The organism is Bradyrhizobium sp. USDA 4341 (assembly GCF_054063755.1).
Window position 1 is genome coordinate 4,716,402 of the sequence record NZ_JBSSGO010000002.1, and the last position, 13,681, is coordinate 4,730,082.

The following is a 13,681-nucleotide window of genomic DNA, read 5'->3' on the forward strand; positions in this document are numbered from 1 at the left end:
CGCGTTCAATGGCGTCAACGCAACGCCATACGCGAGCCAGAGATGACCCCCGATACGCAGATCGCCCCGGACATTCCCCAAGAAAACTCCCAAGATGTCCCCGAGGGCTTCGAGCCGCTGTTCCGCAAGAGCCCGCTCACCGAGCCCTGGGAGCCGCTGTACCAGAAGAAGACCGAGCGGGCCATCATCATCGGTCTGCGGCTGGCGAGGCCGCACACCAACGGCCGCGGCCTGATCCATGGCGGGCTGATCGCGGCACTCTCCGACAACGCGATGGGCTATAGCTGCGGCCAGGCGACCGGCTGGACCACCTCGTATGTGACGATCTCGCTCACGGTCGATTTCGTCGGCTCCGCCAATGTCGGGCAGTGGCTCGCAATCGAGAGCGATGTGATCAAGACCGGCAGCACGATCTGCTTCGCACAGAGCCTGATCAAGGCCGACGGCGTGACGATCGCGCGCGCCAGCGGCACGTTCCGCGTGGTGCCGAAGAAGGCGCCAGTTAGCTAAGCGTCTCGCGCTAGCCGAAGTGCCAGTCGGTAATCTCGGTGACGAGATCGATGAAGGTTCGCACCTTGGCCGACAACAGCCGGGATGTCGGGTAGACGACATGGATCGGCACCGGCGGCTGCTCGAATTCGGCGAGCACGATCCTGAGCCGCCGCGCCTTGAGCGACTCGGCGGCCTGGTAGGCCATCACGCGCGTCAGTCCGCCGTCCTGCTCGGCGTACTGGATGGCAGCGTCCGAGCTGTTGCTGGTGAAGCGCGGCGTCGGTGTGATGCGGATCTCCTGGCCATCCTCCATGAAGCGCCAATCCGGCGTCGCGGTCATCGCGCCGAACTGGATGGTGTCATGGGCGGTGAGGTCCGCCGGCCGCTTCGGCTCGCCGCGAAGCTTGAGATAGCCGGCCGAAGCCACCACGATGCGGCGCATCTGGCCGACATGCCGCGCCACCAGGTTCGAATCCGGCAGGTGCCCGAGCCTGACCGCGAGGTCGACGCCGTCCTCGACCAGGTTGATCCGGCGATCCGACAGCCGCAGGTCGACGCCGACGTCGGGATAGCGTTTGAGGTAGGCGGTCACGACCGGGCTGACATGGAGCCGCCCGAAGCCGAACGGCGCCGAGATCACCAAGCGGCCTTCGGGGCGGGTGCGCTCGCTCTCTACCGCGTCCTCGGCCTCCTCGACGTCGGCAAGGATCCGCCGCGCCCGCTCCAGGTAGCGCGAGCCGGCGTCGGTCAGCGTCACCTGCCGCGTGGTCCGCTGCAGCAGCCGCGCACCGAGCCGCTCCTCCAGCGCCGCGATCAGCCGCGTGATGGCTGACGGAGACAGGCCGAGCTTGCGGGCGGCGGGGGCAAACCCCTCGAGGTCCGCCACCGCGATGAAGGCCTGCATGGCGTCGATCCGGTCCATGGCACTATTGCATAATCGGCAACAGTGAAGTGTCAATGCACCAGATTGCCTACGATCCGGAAATACCCATCTTAGGGGCCGAGGACGGCCGCTTTGTCGCCCGTGGGCGGGAGGCTGAGATGTCAGAGGTTGGCAGCTATTCGAGCGATGTCGGGTTCACCCCGGCGGTGAAGGAGATCCAGACCCGCAAAGGTTCGCGCGCGACCTATGCCGAAGTCGAGGCCCATGGCGGCTGGCAGACCGAGGTCGACGAGAACCTGGCGGCCTTCCTTGCCAACACCAACAGCTTCTATCTCGCCACCGCCTCGGCCGGCGGTCAGCCCTATATCCAGCATCGCGGCGGGCCGAAGGGCTTCATCAAGGTGCTCGACAAGCACACCATCGCGTTCGCCGACTACAGCGGCAACCGGCAGTTCATCACCCAGGGCAATCTCTCGGAGAACCCGAAGGCCTATATCTTCGTGATGAATTACGCGCATCGGCAGCGGGTGAAGATCTGGGGCGAGGCGCGGGTCGTGGAAGACGATCCGGCGCTGACACGTTCGCTGATGCCGCAGGGCTATCGCGCGCGGCCCGAGCAGGTGATCCTGTTCAAGGTCGCGGCGTGGGACACCAACTGCCCGCAGCACATCCCGCAGAAGTTCGATGCGGCCGATGTGGCCAGCGCGCTCGCCTCACGCGACCAGCGCATCGCCAAGCTCGAGGCGGAGCTCGCCGCGTTGAAGGGCGAGCCCGCTCCTGCGCCAGCCGGTTAGGCCGCCTGCTGCCGCAACGGCGCCCAGGCGAACTCCGGATAGTATTGCTGCATCATCCGGCCGACATAGGCGGTGAGATTGTCGAATTTTTCGGTGCGCTCGCGCAGCGGCGAATCGAAGAACGGCGTCAGGATTCCCGCGAGCGCGCCGAACGCGGTGGCGTCGGTGCCGCACGGCGCGTTGCCCATCAGGTACGGCTTGTCGCCGAGTTGCACCGACAGCGCAAACAGCGAGCGGAGCGCGAGATCGACGTCCTCGTCGGGGCCGTGTCGGCCAAGCCCGCTCAACAGATAGTTCTCGGCGACGCGGAACTGGGCGTCCTCACGCAGCTTGTCGCGCAGATGATCGGGCGCGCCGTCGAAGAAATGCGCGGGCCCCTTGGCGAAATTGGTGTCGTCAACCCAGCGCGCGCCGACCAGCGCCCAGTAGATGTGATGCTCGATCATGCGCTCGAAGGCCCAGGCCTGCGCGCGCGCCTGCAGACTCAGCGGCGCGTCGAAATCGAAGCCATATTTGCCCTCGATATGGGCGCGGATGAAGGTCGAATCGGCGATCGTCTCGCCGTCATCGGCGATGAAGGGCAATTGCCCCTTGGGAGACGCCGGCGGCATCGCCTTTTCCTTGCGATAGTCGAGCCCGGCCATCTTGAGCTGAACCTCGGTCTTGGTCACGAAGGGGCTGATTTCCGGCAAGCCGAAGCCCGTGCCAAAGCCAAAAAGCGTAATCATATGAAGCTCCCGATCGCCTGTGGTCGTGAATTGAAGCTAGCCGCCCCCTGCTGCCAGCATGGTGTCAGCAGTAGTGGCATTCACTGTCGAGCGGGCCGACGGGCGCGAGGCGGCGAACCGCCTCGCGAACGCGCTTGACCAGCCGTGCCCGCCCGTAGGACCAGGCTGCGGTGATCGATTGTGCGACCAGCGCGACCAGGGCCCAGCGCAGGTCGCCGGAGGTGGAGTAGACCGTGACCATTTGTTCCAGCGCAAAGCTCTGCGCCTGCCGGAAACCGAGTTCATCAAGATTCGTCATGGACAAATTCCCTTCACTTGAGGTGTTGTCCTGATATAGCCCCCACCTGCTGCCAACATGCTGTCAGCAGCAGTGCCAGGGGGCGCGAAAAACCGACGCGCCGAGAGACCGCGAGACCCGTCAAGACACTCGTCAAGACAGCTGCCAAAACACTGCCAAGACACCCGCCAAGAGAGCGACCAAGAGAATTGCCATGAGACGCGCGGACCGGCTGTTTCAGATCATCCAGGTGCTCCGCCGCACCCGTAAGCCTTTGACCGCGGATGCAATCGCAGCCGAACTCGAGACATCGAAGCGGACCATCTATCGCGACATCGCCAGCCTGATCGAGCAGCGGGTGCCGATCCGCGGCGAGGCCGGCATGGGCTACATCCTGGAGAAGGGCTTTGACCTGCCGCCCTTGATGCTGACACCCGACGAGATCGAGGCCTGCGTGCTCGGCGCGCAATGGGTGGTGGGTCACGCCGATCCGGCATTGGCACGCGCGGCCGAGGACCTGATGGCCAAGATCGCCGAGACCGTGCCCGACCGCCTGCGGCCGTTCGTGCTCGAGCCGGCGAGCCGCGCCCGCTCCGCCTGGAACCGGGAGCCCGACCGCATCGACATGGTCAGGACCCGCAGCCAGATCCACGAAGGCAAGAAGATCACGCTCAACTATCGCGACGAGCATGGCCGCGACTCTGAGCGCACGATCTGGCCGATCGCGGTCGGCTATCACGAGGCGGTGCGGCTGCTCGCCGCCTGGTGCGAGCTGCGCAAGGATTTCCGCAGCTTCCGCACCGACCGCGTGGTCACCGCTGTTTATCACGACGAGAAATATCCGGAGCGGCGCGACCTGCTCAGGGCGCGCTGGCGGCGCAGCCTGGTGTGGGAAGCACCGAGGGACACCTGATGACCGGCAACGCGATCGACGCGACGGACGCGAGCCCCTGCCAGTCCTGCGGCGCCTGCTGCAGCTATTCGGAGAACTGGCCGCGCTTCACCGTGGAAGACGACGCGCAGCTCGATCTGATCCCAGCGCAATTCGTCAACGCGCGACAATCAGGGATGCGCTGCGAGGGCGACCGCTGCTCGGCGCTGTCAGGCCGGGTGGGCGAAGCAACGCGCTGCGAGGTCTATGCGGTGCGGCCGGAGGTGTGCCGTACCTGTCTGCCGGGCGACGCGGAATGCGCGATGGCGCGGCGCCGGCACGGGCTGCCGCTCATCCCGAGCGCGCAGCCGGATTGAGCGCCGCTTAAGCCGTAACAGTCACCGTCTCGCTGACGTCCTCGTCGTCGAGTTCGTCATCGACAACAGGCGCGAAGGTCGACAGCGGCTTGGTCGACAGCGTGATCGGCTTACGGCCGCCATGCGATACGGTCGCAACACGGGCCGGCTCACGCGACAGTGCGTACAGCGTCGACCCGACGCGGCCGCCCGAATTGACCAGCTCCCACTCACTGCAGCTCGACGCAATCGCCACCGCGAGTGCATGCAGATGGCTGCGGCGATAGCAGAACAGCGCGAGCATCGCCCTGACGTCGGGCGCGACATTGGCAACCAGCAGCGAAAGCCCGTTCGGACTGGCGCGGTACATCTGGCCGAGCAGGTCGTCCGCAACTGGGCAGGCATCGTTCTCGAACGCGTCGCGGCTTGAAAACATTTGCAAATCCCCCTCGATCGGGAAGATGCCGCGCAATCCTCTAACGAAAGGTTAACCACGGCCTCCGGTCGCCTCCGGGGGCCCTTGCCCGTTGCACGCGAATCACATCCGCCCGCCGCTGGAGCATCTTCAAGCGAAGTGGCTACCGGTTCGCGTGAGGAGAGCGCGTCAAAACAAGAATCCAGAGCCCCATTCCGATTCCATCGGAACGGAAGCGGCTCTTGCGGCCCGATCGTGGTCTGAAATGTGGGAGGAGGCGTCCGCGCGCCGCTTAGTTCGCGGCCATGTAGATCGACAGCGCGAATCCGGTGAGGTGGTGCAGCGCCTGGTCGACCCCGATCAGGGTCCAGAACCAGGGATGGCCGGACTCCAGCGTCACGCCGAAATGCGAGGCGCAGATGCCCTTGCAGCGATCGACGATGATGTGGATCACGAAGTCGACGAAGGCGACGTACCAGAACCGCGGCGCCACCACCAGGATCAGCGCCAGCGCGACCGCGAGATGGACCAGGCAATGCGCGAGCAGCGGCATGGCCCAGCCGGTCTTCTGATCCTTGCCGATCGCCATCCAGGCGTTCTGCAGCATGAAGTCAGCGATGATGTGCTTTACGGTGAGAAGCAACATCCATCCCACCAGGGCACCAACCGACACCGACGATGACATGGAAGGAAACAACAAGCTGACGCCCTTTTACTTCGATGAATGTGATTGCAAGAAATCCGGGTCAGGCCGTCAGCGCAATTCCGCAAAGCGGAGCTTGTGTCATTTATGACATCTCCGGCGGCGGAATGCACCTGCGGTCCCCCGAAAATCACATCTGGGTTCGGACGTCGATAGTGGCGATGGTCATGTGGCATCGCGGCGCAGGTCAACAGGGATTAAGGTTACGGCGGGTGGCCGGTTTGCATTCCCGCCGGGGAGGTATATCGTCGGCGGCACAGGAAATTTTCTTTCTTTTATAGTCATTTACGGATTCACCGGGCAGCGCCGCGCCGTTGCGGCAACGGGCCGTCCCGGACGGGTGATGAGCCAGGTGATCAGCCATGAGTGCCGAAGCCTCCGCGCCTTCGCCAGTGTTGCCGCGGCCAAGCCCTCCGGTCGCCAAGAGCAACCGCGCGCAGATCATCATCTTCACCATGCTGACGCTGTTCTTGAGCGCGATCACCGTGATCGGCGGCCGGGTCTGGCTGCGCAATTCGGAAACGCTGGTGTTTGCGGTCGGCGATGCCAACGGCCCGGAGGCCAAGTTCGCCGCCCGCCTCGCCACCGTGCTGAAGAACAATTCGTCGCGGCTGCGGCTGAAGATCGCGCCGAACCCCGACAACGCCAAGGCGCTGGTGCAGTTCGATCGCCGCGCCGCAACGCTTGCGATCCTGCGCACCGATGCAAAGGTGCCGCCGCGCGCCCGCGCCATCGCGATCCTCGAGCATGACGTGGTGCTGGTGCTGAGCCCCGGCGGCAGGAAGATCAAGTCGCTGACCGAACTGAAGAGGAGAAAGATCGCAGTCGTCGGCGACGGCGAGAACAGCGTCAATTTCGTCCGCAGCGCGCTCGAGATTTCCGACAGCCCGGATGCGGCGCAGCGGGTGCAGCAGGCGCCGCCGAACACGCCGTTCGACAAACTGTTCGCCTCCGGCTTTGCCGCCGTGGTCGTGATCGAGCATGCCTCGAAGATCATCAAGGACAAGACCTACGAGCAATATGCCAAGCGCGCCGGCGGCTTCACCTTGAACGCGATCGACGAGGCCAAGGCGCTGGCGCGCAAATATCCGGCGATCTCGGAGGAGACGGTCTCGACCGGCATGCTGTCGTCCTCGCCGGCGATCCCCGACGACGACGTCGACACCATCGGGCTGGAATGGTTGCTGGTCGCGCAATCCTCGATGTCCACGACCACGGCGGCCGAACTCGCACGCATCGTCTATGAGAACAAGTCCGAGCTCGCGCTCGACGACGGCTTCGCCTCCAGGATCGAGCCGGCGGCGACCGACAAGGACGCCTTCATCGTCGCCCATCAGGGCGCGGCCGAATACATCAACGACGACACCAAATCGTTCATGGATCGCTACAGCGACGTGATGTATCTCGGCGCCGCCGCGCTCAGCATCATCGGCTCGATCTTCGCTGCGATCTACACCAAGATCACCCGCGTCGCGCCGGAGAAGGCCAGCGAACTGGCGGGCCGGATCCTCGACATCGGCGAGCGCGTCGAGCACACCACCTGCGCCGAACATCTCGACGAATTGCAGGACGAGCTCGAGGCGATCCTGCGCGGCGCGGTGATCGGCTTGCGCGACGGCGCCGTTTCCGGCGACGGCCTCGACACCTTCAAGCTCGGCTACGAGCTGGTCCGCGACGAGATCGCGCTGCGCCGCGACCATCTCAAGCGCCACCCGCCGGCAGTCGATGACAATCTCGTGGTGGTGAAGACCGCGAACGGGTGAAGGCGGTTGCGCCACATACACGCCCGTCCCTGCGGTCGCGCCAAATCCACCGCTGTCGTCCTGGCGAAGGCCAGGACCCAGTACCACCGCTTTCGGTGCTGAACGGGATCGCGGCCCCAGCGCCGCGCAACAATTGGGATTTGGGGTAATGGGTCCTGGCTTTCGCCAGGACGACACTGCGTCTGTTGAACTACCTGTGATTCACTCTCTGCAAACTCGCGACGTGAATCATGCGAGGCGTGACTCTCATTCTCTTTCGAACAGAAGGCGCACGACGACGTCACTGGAAAAGCATCTCGCTCGAATGCAGCTTGGCTGCTGCGACTACTGCTGCCGACCGCTTTCGGCCTTGTTGGCGGCCTTCAATTTTTCCCGGATGTAGTCGGCGATATCGCCAACCTCGTCCCGCATGGCCTCCTCCGTGATGCCCTGCCCTCCGGCGCCGGCAATGAGCCGTCGCACCAATTCCTCGACGTCCTGCGTCGCGCCCGGCGTTCTAAACTGCTCGGCTGCGTGGACGCTATTCTCCACCCAAAAGTCGATATATTCGCGCGCTGTTTCGGTCATCTGCCCTTACCTGATCCCCAGCCTTACGCCGGGTGAAGATGACGCTTCCCTGGCGCGTTTTGCCAATGAGAATTTTGGCACAGCCTCCGGTGGCGGCCCGATCACCCCGCCGCGGCGTCAGTCATCCCCACCGCATCGAGCTGCCGCCCCTCATGGTCCATATGCAGATAGTTCGGGTTGAACAGCCCTGCCCGCATCAGCCGGTCGAGATTGGGGAGAGCCAGGGTCTTTCCCTTGAGCACGATCAGGCCGTCGGCGCGCAGCTCCTGCAAAGTTCTGTTGACGTGGACCTTGGAGAGCCCGGTGGCGTCGGCGAGGTCGCCCTGGGTCAGCGGGAAGTCACAGCTGTCGCCCTGGGTCAGCCCAGCGAGGCGCAGCCGAAGCCATATCTCGCAAAGCAGATGGGCCATCCGCTCCAGCGCCGTGCGCTGGCCGAGGCTCATGGTCCATTCGCGCTGGATCGCCGCGTTGACCAAGGTTTCCCACCAGAATGCGGTGACGATGCGCGGATGCCCGGCTGCGACCTTGTCGAAGAACTCGCGCGAGAGGTCGGCGATCGACACCGCGGTAATGGTGCCGATCGAATGATCCATCTCGCGCAGGATGAAGACGTTCACGTCGCAGATATCGCCGGGCAGGAAGAACGCCACCACCTGGCGGCGGCCGTCCTCGAGCTGCTTGTAGCGGTAGGCCCAGCCGGACAGGATCAGGTGGACGTCCTTCGGCTTCTCGCCCTCACGGACGATGTCGACGCGCGGCCCGAAATGCCGGACGCGCTCGGTCGAGGCGCGATTGAGAATTGCGTGGTCTACCGGCGAAAGCCGTACGAACTGCTCCAATTTCCGGACTAGCGACGCCAACGACATTGGTCTCCCCGGATATCTAATCGAGTAACCGCCGGGCCGATTTCAATAACGTATGTTACATTGCACAGCTATTGACGTATGTTCACTAGTGTACAGACGCCAGAAGCCGTAACGGCTACGTCCTCTGGCGTCGTACAACTCAGCACCGAGGGCCCCCGCCCCTTTAAGCGCGGTACCCTCGGGGATTCGTCGCCGCTCAGACGAGCGGCACGCCGTAGTAATCATTCACTGCGCGTGTGGTGCCGATATCGGCCCAATTCCAGTCTCGCTCGCTGCCGTATTTCGGCGCGCCGCGCAGCTGGCTCTCAGTCACGCCGGTGACGTAGCCGCCCAGCCTGGTGTCGTATTTGAGCGACTGCCAGGGCAGCGGATAATGGTCGTTGCCGAGCCCGAGGAGGCCGCCGAAGCCGAGCACGGCGTAGGACACCCGTCCGCTCTGCTTGTCGATCATCACGCGTTCGATCGAGCCGATCTTGCGCTCGTCCGATCCGTAGACCGCGGTGCCCTCGACCTTGTCGCTGCCGATCAGGTTTCCGACCTCTTTCTCGTCCATTGCCATGTCAATTCTCCATTGATGTCCCAAAGCTGATCTGCCAACGGCGGAGCTGGACCGTCGTTCCTGCCGCATTGCCGCAGTTGCTGCACAGCGAAATGCTCGTTCAGCCCGTTGGAGGATCGCCGCGATCGTCTGAGGTCATGCCGGAGCCCGGCGTCTTGTCGGGGTCGTTCAGTTTCGGATCACGCGTCGCTTCGCGCGTCGGTGGCTTTCGGGGCTCGGTCTTGTGAGCGCTCTGCGCGCGCTCCTTGTCGGCCGGCTGCTCCTGACCCATGTCGTCCTTGACGATACCGTGATTGGAATCTGCCATTGCTAAACTCCTTGGCTGATATCCCTTGAAGCTATGCGGGCCCCGGCGATAAAATTCGCCGAGGCCCGTCACCGGAGTGGTCCACCGCTTTTCGGGGAGCAAAGCAGCGAACGCATCGGTGTTACGCATAGCGCCGAAAATCGTTCCTGCGATCTCAAAGTCGCTCTTGCGACCTTTCAGCGCAATTTTCAAATCGCCCGATGTCATGGGTTAACGACGGCCTCCGGGCAACATGCCAAAAATTGCTGGTTCCAGTTCGGAGGCGGCATGATCAAGAAGAAACGCAACAGGGCGCGTCCCCCCGGATCGTTCGAGGACCGCCTGCAAAAATTTGCCGAAGATGCACGCCTTGCGGCACGCCAGCTGCCGCCGGGACGAGAACGCGAAATGCTAATGAAGAAAGCCAAACAAACCGAGACGGTGATGGAAGTCAGCGAGTGCCTGACGCTCCGCAAATAGCCGCGCCGGACACCGGTCCACAGGGAGGGCCGCGATGATCGAGGAAAGATTTGACTCACGTACGCTCGCCGCCATGAACTTTGCGCTCGATCGCGTATGCGCCGATGCGCTGCACGGCGAGGAACACGACACCCGCAAGCGCGTTGCCCGATACATCATCAAGTGCGCCAGGAGCGGCAGGACGACGCTGCCCGAGCTGACCGAAGCCGGGCAGCAGGCGCTGGCCAAAGTCGCCGCCGCGGCGGAATAGCCGCTGCAACCTGCCCCGCTCTCGGCCTTTGGCAGAGGCGGCTATGCATGCGCATTGCAATCAGCGTCGGCCTGCTGGTCATCCTGGCCGCCGTCGGCGCCTACGCGTTCGAAGGCTTGATGGTGCCCGATGCACCGATGCCGACCTACGGCATCGTCATGTTCACGATCGGGATCACCCTGCTGGTCGCGGTCAGCGTCGGCCTGATGAGCCTGCTGTTCTATTCCAGCCGCCGCGGCTACGACGAGCCGCCGCATATTAAGCGGTAGGTTACGAGCGCCTCCCCGTCATTGCGAGGAGCAAAGCGACGAAGCAATCCATCCCTCCCCATACGCGGATCGATGGATTGCTTCGCTTCGCTCGCAATGACGTAGATAGCCTGGCGCTAGGACGTTACGGGCACCCGCGCGCGAATCTCGGCGATCTTGCGCTTCAGCGACGCCTGCCGCGGATCGGGCATGATGGCGGCGCGGGCCTCGGTGATGGCGGCGGCAAGATCGGGAAGCGCGAGCACGCCGTCGAAGGTCGGCTTGACCAGTCCGTCGATGATCACGTGCCAGTCCGCGATGCCCTGGCGATAGGGATCGCCGTAGCCCAGGATCATGGTCGCGGTCTGCACAATCGCTGAGGCCGCGCCCGGCTGCTTGGTCAGGCTGCGGTCGATCATGTGCAGCCAGCGCTCGACCCAGATACGTTCCTTGGCGTAGCGCCCCGAGAACAGCCGCCAGCGCTTCAGGCCCGCCTCGATCCGGAGCCGGCGAACGCTGAAGCGGGTGTTGGCGCTGAAGCGGATCGAGACCCGGCGGTGGCGCCAGCCGAACTGGTCGAGCACGGCGAGGATCGGATCGGCGACCATCTCCGGCAGGGCGTCGATCAACTCGTCGAGGCGGAGCTTCTTGACGTCGTCGGCCGAGCGCGGCGCAAGGCCACCCGCCGCGTAGACTTCGCCGAGCTTGAGCTGCGCGATGCGGATCGCGTCCTCATAGGCCATGCGCTCGGCCATCAGCCGCGCGATCTCGGCAAGCAAGGCGTCGTCAACGCCACGGCGGCCGACGAAGCGCTTGAGCCGGTCGATATAGAGCTGGGCGTAGCTCGTGCTTTGATAGGCGATCAACAGATCGATGGCAGCGGTGACCGCGGGCCCGAGGTGGTCCGGGCAGGCGTCGGGCAGCACCGGCGGCCCCTCGTCCTCATCGCCGATGATATCGGCAAACAGGTAACGAAGCGAAGCCAGCAGACTGTCGTCATCCGACACTGCGGCGCCTCCAGAACTCGTCGCGGGGCTCATGCAGGTTTTGGCTCCGCGACCTGTGGGGTGGCGTGCTGCGCGAGCCGCTGCTCGAGCGTCGAGATATTCTCGAACAGGCGGGCGCTGAACAGACGCAGGAGGTAGAAGCCGAACGCCGGGTTCTGAACGTAAAGCTGCTCGACCTGGTCATAGGTCACCGACAGCACCATGCCGGTTTCGACGCACTCCAGCGTCTGGGTTCGCGTGTTCGACGGCGACAGCATGCCGAACTCGCCGACCAGGGCGCCGACCGGCAGCTCGATGCCGGATTCGACCAAGCGGAAGCGACCACTGACAATGTAGAACATGCTGTCGGCCTTCTCGTCCTTGTAGAACAGGACTTCGCCCGCGGTGCATTTGCGCTCCGTCGTGAACGGCCTGAGCCAATCCATCGACAGATCGCTGTTGACCGATTTCTTCACGTTGCGGACCAGCTGCAGCATCTGGTGCAGCCGATAGGTGTTCACCGGCAACAGCACGGCATGCAGAATCAGCGTCGCGTAATTATGGGTCGGGACGGCGGTCGCGATCAGGATGATGTTGGTCAGGATGGCAAAGACGCGCAACGGGATCATGGTCCGCATCGACAGCGTGGCGACCACGAAGATCGATGCGAAGAAACTGCCGGCGGCGCCGGCGTGCTCCGCGAGATGTGAGGTATCCATCGGAAACCAACCAATTTCTCAAGAAGTGAACAAGATCGCCTTATTAGTCGCTTCATTCCGGCCGAGGTCGCATCGGTGACCAGCATCCCTGATATACGGTGAAAAAGCGACGATTTGTCTGATTTCTCACATTCGCGGGCGCAAAAACGGGCCAACATGGTTAGGCCATTCGTCCAACATTTGGGACTTTCGCCGCGACCATCCCGCCACCGCCTGCGCGTTGACGGCCTCAACCGGGAGAGGCACGTTGTGACACAGGCTCCGCCATTCGCGGGGCCTCAATTCCAGCAGTTCAGCGACAGGCAAGCTCCGTTCCGATGTCCAAGCCGCTCGTCCTTCCGGCCTTGACGCGCTTCATTTCCGCCACCGCCGGCCGCAACATGACCACGGCGGCCTATGTCGCGGTCACGGTCGGTGTCGCCATGATGACGCTGCTGACGGTCACGCCGGCCTATGACGCGGCCCCGCACTGGGTCGATGCGCTGCTGTGGGCCTGCCTTGCCTATTTCGTGTTCGAATGGCTGGTGCGGCTGCGGCACATGCGGCGGCAGGACAAGCTCTGGTTCTACGCGCTGTCCAGCGCAGGTGTCGTCGATGCGGTCGGCGCGCTGGCGGTGCCGCTGGCCCTGCTCAGCGGCATCGAGCCGAAGACCGCATGGCTGCTCGGCGTGCTCTGGGTGCTCAAGGTGGTGCCGGGCATTCCCGGCCTGCGCCAACTACGGCGGGTGCTCGTGGTGGAATCCGGCCCGCTGCTCAGTGTGCTGGTGATCTTCCTGATGGTGGTGTTCCTGGCCTCGGTCGCTGAATATTTCCTGGAGCGGGATGTCCAGCCGCAGACCTTCGGCAGCGTGCCGGCGGCGCTGTGGTGGGCGGTGGTGACGCTGACCACGACAGGCTATGGCGACGTGGTGCCGATCACCCCGCTCGGCCGCATGGTCGCTGCCATGGTGATGATCTCGGGCCTCGGCGTGTTCGGGCTGTGGACCGGTATTCTGGCGACCGGCTTTGCCGCCGAAACCCGTCGCGACAATTTTCTGAGAACCTGGGAGACCGTGAGCAAGGTGCCGTTCTTCGCGCATCTCGGCCCGGCCGCGATCGCGGACGTCACCCAGGTGCTGCGGACCATGGACCTGCCGCCGCGCACCATGATCATCCGCAAGGACACCAATGGCGACTGCATGTATTTCGTCGCCGCCGGCGAGGTGGAGGTCGACCTGCCCGGACGCAAGGTGAAGCTCGGCGAAGGCGCGTTCTTCGGCGAGATGGCGCTGCTCGGCAACGCCAAGCGGGGCGCCAGCGTCTCGACCAGCAAGGTGACCCGGCTGTTGGTGCTTGACCTCGTCGATTTCCGCCTGTTGATGGCAAGGCATCCCGATCTCGCCGAGACCATCGACGCCGAGGCGAAGCGGCGCGAACGTGAGAACCAATGATGGAGACC

The 13,681-nt window shown here is 64.1% G+C and carries 20 protein-coding genes; 9 read left to right on the plus strand and 11 right to left on the minus strand.

All coding sequences use genetic code 11. The features are described 5' to 3' along the window. Positions 1–42 precede the first annotated feature (42 nt). Positions 43–510 carry a PaaI family thioesterase gene (locus ACVIGB_RS28370; RefSeq protein WP_456720161.1) on the plus strand — a complete coding sequence of 156 codons (468 nt, stop codon included), beginning with the start codon at positions 43–45 and terminating at the stop codon, positions 508–510. A 10-nt stretch (positions 511–520) separates the two neighbouring features. Here the strand turns inward: ACVIGB_RS28370 and ACVIGB_RS28375 are convergent, their stop codons facing one another. Continuing rightward, positions 521–1,414 (minus strand): LysR family transcriptional regulator, encoded by an 894-nt coding sequence (locus ACVIGB_RS28375; protein WP_456720160.1) that lies wholly within the window; start codon positions 1,412–1,414, stop codon positions 521–523. Between the two features lie 119 nt (positions 1,415–1,533). Between ACVIGB_RS28375 and ACVIGB_RS28380 the strand changes: the two genes are divergently transcribed. Continuing rightward, entirely contained in the window at positions 1,534–2,169 is a 636-nt protein-coding gene (locus tag ACVIGB_RS28380) for a pyridoxamine 5'-phosphate oxidase family protein (protein WP_456720159.1), read from the plus strand. Here ACVIGB_RS28380 and ACVIGB_RS28385 read toward each other — a convergent pair. Both ACVIGB_RS28385 and ACVIGB_RS28390 read right to left on the minus strand, forming a co-directional pair. Next, positions 2,166–2,897, minus strand: a complete 732-nt coding sequence (locus ACVIGB_RS28385) for a glutathione S-transferase family protein (protein ID WP_092119519.1) — start codon at positions 2,895–2,897, stop codon at positions 2,166–2,168. The genes ACVIGB_RS28380 and ACVIGB_RS28385 overlap by 4 nt on opposite strands. A 64-nt stretch (positions 2,898–2,961) precedes the next feature. Then, positions 2,962–3,195 carry a hypothetical protein gene (locus ACVIGB_RS28390; RefSeq protein ID WP_092119522.1) on the minus strand — a complete coding sequence of 78 codons (234 nt, stop codon included), beginning with the start codon at positions 3,193–3,195 and terminating at the stop codon, positions 2,962–2,964. Between the two features lie 193 nt (positions 3,196–3,388). Between ACVIGB_RS28390 and ACVIGB_RS28395 the strand changes: the two genes are divergently transcribed. Both ACVIGB_RS28395 and ACVIGB_RS28400 read left to right on the plus strand, forming a co-directional pair. Then, positions 3,389–4,087: a helix-turn-helix transcriptional regulator gene (locus ACVIGB_RS28395; RefSeq protein WP_028336549.1), complete on the plus strand. Its 699-nt coding sequence runs from the start codon at positions 3,389–3,391 to the stop codon at positions 4,085–4,087. After that, positions 4,087–4,422: a YkgJ family cysteine cluster protein gene (locus ACVIGB_RS28400; RefSeq protein WP_092119528.1), complete on the plus strand. Its 336-nt coding sequence runs from the start codon at positions 4,087–4,089 to the stop codon at positions 4,420–4,422. Before ACVIGB_RS28395 ends, ACVIGB_RS28400 begins: the two co-directional genes overlap by 1 nt. Before the next feature lie 7 nt (positions 4,423–4,429). Here ACVIGB_RS28400 and ACVIGB_RS28405 read toward each other — a convergent pair whose 3' ends face one another. Further along, complete coding sequence (locus ACVIGB_RS28405; RefSeq protein ID WP_092119531.1) at positions 4,430–4,837, minus strand: hypothetical protein; 408 nt, start codon at positions 4,835–4,837, stop codon at positions 4,430–4,432. A 271-nt stretch (positions 4,838–5,108) separates the two neighbouring features. Further along, positions 5,109–5,462 carry a DUF3307 domain-containing protein gene (locus tag ACVIGB_RS28410; protein ID WP_456720158.1) on the minus strand — a complete coding sequence of 118 codons (354 nt, stop codon included), beginning with the start codon at positions 5,460–5,462 and terminating at the stop codon, positions 5,109–5,111. 419 nt (positions 5,463–5,881) lie between these two features. Between ACVIGB_RS28410 and ACVIGB_RS28415 the strand changes: the two genes are divergently transcribed. After that, positions 5,882–7,282 (plus strand): TAXI family TRAP transporter solute-binding subunit, encoded by a 1,401-nt coding sequence (locus ACVIGB_RS28415; protein WP_456720157.1) that lies wholly within the window; start codon positions 5,882–5,884, stop codon positions 7,280–7,282. 324 nt (positions 7,283–7,606) lie between these two features. On the opposite strand, the gene ACVIGB_RS28420 is transcribed toward ACVIGB_RS28415, so the two are convergent. From ACVIGB_RS28420 to ACVIGB_RS28435, 4 genes are all read right to left on the minus strand, one after another. After that, entirely contained in the window at positions 7,607–7,849 is a 243-nt protein-coding gene (locus tag ACVIGB_RS28420; protein WP_176528724.1) for a hypothetical protein, read from the minus strand. Between the two features lie 101 nt (positions 7,850–7,950). Continuing rightward, positions 7,951–8,709 (minus strand): Crp/Fnr family transcriptional regulator, encoded by a 759-nt coding sequence (locus tag ACVIGB_RS28425; RefSeq protein WP_456720156.1) that lies wholly within the window; start codon positions 8,707–8,709, stop codon positions 7,951–7,953. Positions 8,710–8,911: 202 nt separating this feature from the next. Then, entirely contained in the window at positions 8,912–9,274 is a 363-nt protein-coding gene (locus ACVIGB_RS28430) for a PRC-barrel domain-containing protein (protein WP_092119543.1), read from the minus strand. A gap of 100 nt (positions 9,275–9,374) precedes the next feature. Further along, positions 9,375–9,788 (minus strand): hypothetical protein, encoded by a 414-nt coding sequence (locus ACVIGB_RS28435; RefSeq protein ID WP_456720155.1) that lies wholly within the window; start codon positions 9,786–9,788, stop codon positions 9,375–9,377. A gap of 60 nt (positions 9,789–9,848) precedes the next feature. Here ACVIGB_RS28435 and ACVIGB_RS28440 point away from each other — a divergent pair, with 60 nt between their 5' ends. The 3 genes from ACVIGB_RS28440 to ACVIGB_RS28450 are packed head-to-tail and all read left to right on the plus strand — an operon-like array spanning position 9,849 to position 10,559. After that, complete coding sequence (locus ACVIGB_RS28440; protein WP_456720154.1) at positions 9,849–10,040, plus strand: hypothetical protein; 192 nt, start codon at positions 9,849–9,851, stop codon at positions 10,038–10,040. Positions 10,041–10,074: 34 nt separating this feature from the next. Beyond that, positions 10,075–10,290, plus strand: coding sequence for a hypothetical protein (locus ACVIGB_RS28445; RefSeq protein WP_092119549.1), 216 nt, complete (start codon positions 10,075–10,077; stop codon positions 10,288–10,290). Between the two features lie 47 nt (positions 10,291–10,337). After that, positions 10,338–10,559, plus strand: coding sequence for a hypothetical protein (locus tag ACVIGB_RS28450; protein WP_456720153.1), 222 nt, complete (start codon positions 10,338–10,340; stop codon positions 10,557–10,559). A gap of 116 nt (positions 10,560–10,675) precedes the next feature. Here the strand turns inward: ACVIGB_RS28450 and ACVIGB_RS28455 are convergent, their stop codons facing one another. Together ACVIGB_RS28455 and ACVIGB_RS28460 are read right to left on the minus strand one after the other, a co-directional pair. Next, on the minus strand, positions 10,676–11,578 hold the full coding sequence (locus tag ACVIGB_RS28455) for a DUF6537 domain-containing protein (protein WP_456720152.1): 903 nt from the start codon (positions 11,576–11,578) through the stop codon (positions 10,676–10,678). After that, positions 11,575–12,243, minus strand: coding sequence for a Crp/Fnr family transcriptional regulator (locus ACVIGB_RS28460; RefSeq protein ID WP_176528717.1), 669 nt, complete (start codon positions 12,241–12,243; stop codon positions 11,575–11,577). The genes ACVIGB_RS28455 and ACVIGB_RS28460 overlap by 4 nt, the downstream gene beginning before the upstream one ends. Positions 12,244–12,560: 317 nt before the next feature. Between ACVIGB_RS28460 and ACVIGB_RS28465 the strand changes: the two genes are divergently transcribed. Beyond that, the gene (locus ACVIGB_RS28465) at positions 12,561–13,673 is read left to right on the plus strand and encodes a cyclic nucleotide-gated ion channel (RefSeq protein WP_456720151.1); all 1,113 of its coding nucleotides are present in this window, start codon (positions 12,561–12,563) and stop codon (positions 13,671–13,673) included. Positions 13,674–13,681: the final 8 nt, after the last annotated feature.

Excerpts from the sequence above, each read along its gene's own strand:
- ACVIGB_RS28370 (WP_456720161.1), top strand. The coding sequence starts at position 43 with ATGACCCCCGATACGCAGATCGCCCCGGACATTCCCCAAGAAAACTCC.
- ACVIGB_RS28375 (WP_456720160.1), bottom strand. The coding sequence starts at position 1,414 with ATGGACCGGATCGACGCCATGCAGGCCTTCATCGCGGTGGCGGACCTC.
- ACVIGB_RS28380 (WP_456720159.1), top strand. The coding sequence starts at position 1,534 with ATGTCAGAGGTTGGCAGCTATTCGAGCGATGTCGGGTTCACCCCGGCG.
- ACVIGB_RS28385 (WP_092119519.1), bottom strand. The coding sequence starts at position 2,897 with ATGATTACGCTTTTTGGCTTTGGCACGGGCTTCGGCTTGCCGGAAATC.
- ACVIGB_RS28390 (WP_092119522.1), bottom strand. The coding sequence starts at position 3,195 with ATGACGAATCTTGATGAACTCGGTTTCCGGCAGGCGCAGAGCTTTGCG.
- ACVIGB_RS28395 (WP_028336549.1), top strand. The coding sequence starts at position 3,389 with ATGAGACGCGCGGACCGGCTGTTTCAGATCATCCAGGTGCTCCGCCGC.
- ACVIGB_RS28400 (WP_092119528.1), top strand. The coding sequence starts at position 4,087 with ATGACCGGCAACGCGATCGACGCGACGGACGCGAGCCCCTGCCAGTCC.
- ACVIGB_RS28405 (WP_092119531.1), bottom strand. The coding sequence starts at position 4,837 with ATGTTTTCAAGCCGCGACGCGTTCGAGAACGATGCCTGCCCAGTTGCG.
- ACVIGB_RS28410 (WP_456720158.1), bottom strand. The coding sequence starts at position 5,462 with ATGTTGCTTCTCACCGTAAAGCACATCATCGCTGACTTCATGCTGCAG.
- ACVIGB_RS28415 (WP_456720157.1), top strand. The coding sequence starts at position 5,882 with ATGAGTGCCGAAGCCTCCGCGCCTTCGCCAGTGTTGCCGCGGCCAAGC.
- ACVIGB_RS28420 (WP_176528724.1), bottom strand. The coding sequence starts at position 7,849 with ATGACCGAAACAGCGCGCGAATATATCGACTTTTGGGTGGAGAATAGC.
- ACVIGB_RS28430 (WP_092119543.1), bottom strand. The coding sequence starts at position 9,274 with ATGGCAATGGACGAGAAAGAGGTCGGAAACCTGATCGGCAGCGACAAG.
- ACVIGB_RS28435 (WP_456720155.1), bottom strand. The coding sequence starts at position 9,788 with ATGACATCGGGCGATTTGAAAATTGCGCTGAAAGGTCGCAAGAGCGAC.
- ACVIGB_RS28440 (WP_456720154.1), top strand. The coding sequence starts at position 9,849 with ATGATCAAGAAGAAACGCAACAGGGCGCGTCCCCCCGGATCGTTCGAG.
- ACVIGB_RS28445 (WP_092119549.1), top strand. The coding sequence starts at position 10,075 with ATGATCGAGGAAAGATTTGACTCACGTACGCTCGCCGCCATGAACTTT.
- ACVIGB_RS28450 (WP_456720153.1), top strand. The coding sequence starts at position 10,338 with ATGCGCATTGCAATCAGCGTCGGCCTGCTGGTCATCCTGGCCGCCGTC.
- ACVIGB_RS28455 (WP_456720152.1), bottom strand. The coding sequence starts at position 11,578 with ATGAGCCCCGCGACGAGTTCTGGAGGCGCCGCAGTGTCGGATGACGAC.
- ACVIGB_RS28460 (WP_176528717.1), bottom strand. The coding sequence starts at position 12,243 with ATGGATACCTCACATCTCGCGGAGCACGCCGGCGCCGCCGGCAGTTTC.
- ACVIGB_RS28465 (WP_456720151.1), top strand. The coding sequence starts at position 12,561 with ATGTCCAAGCCGCTCGTCCTTCCGGCCTTGACGCGCTTCATTTCCGCC.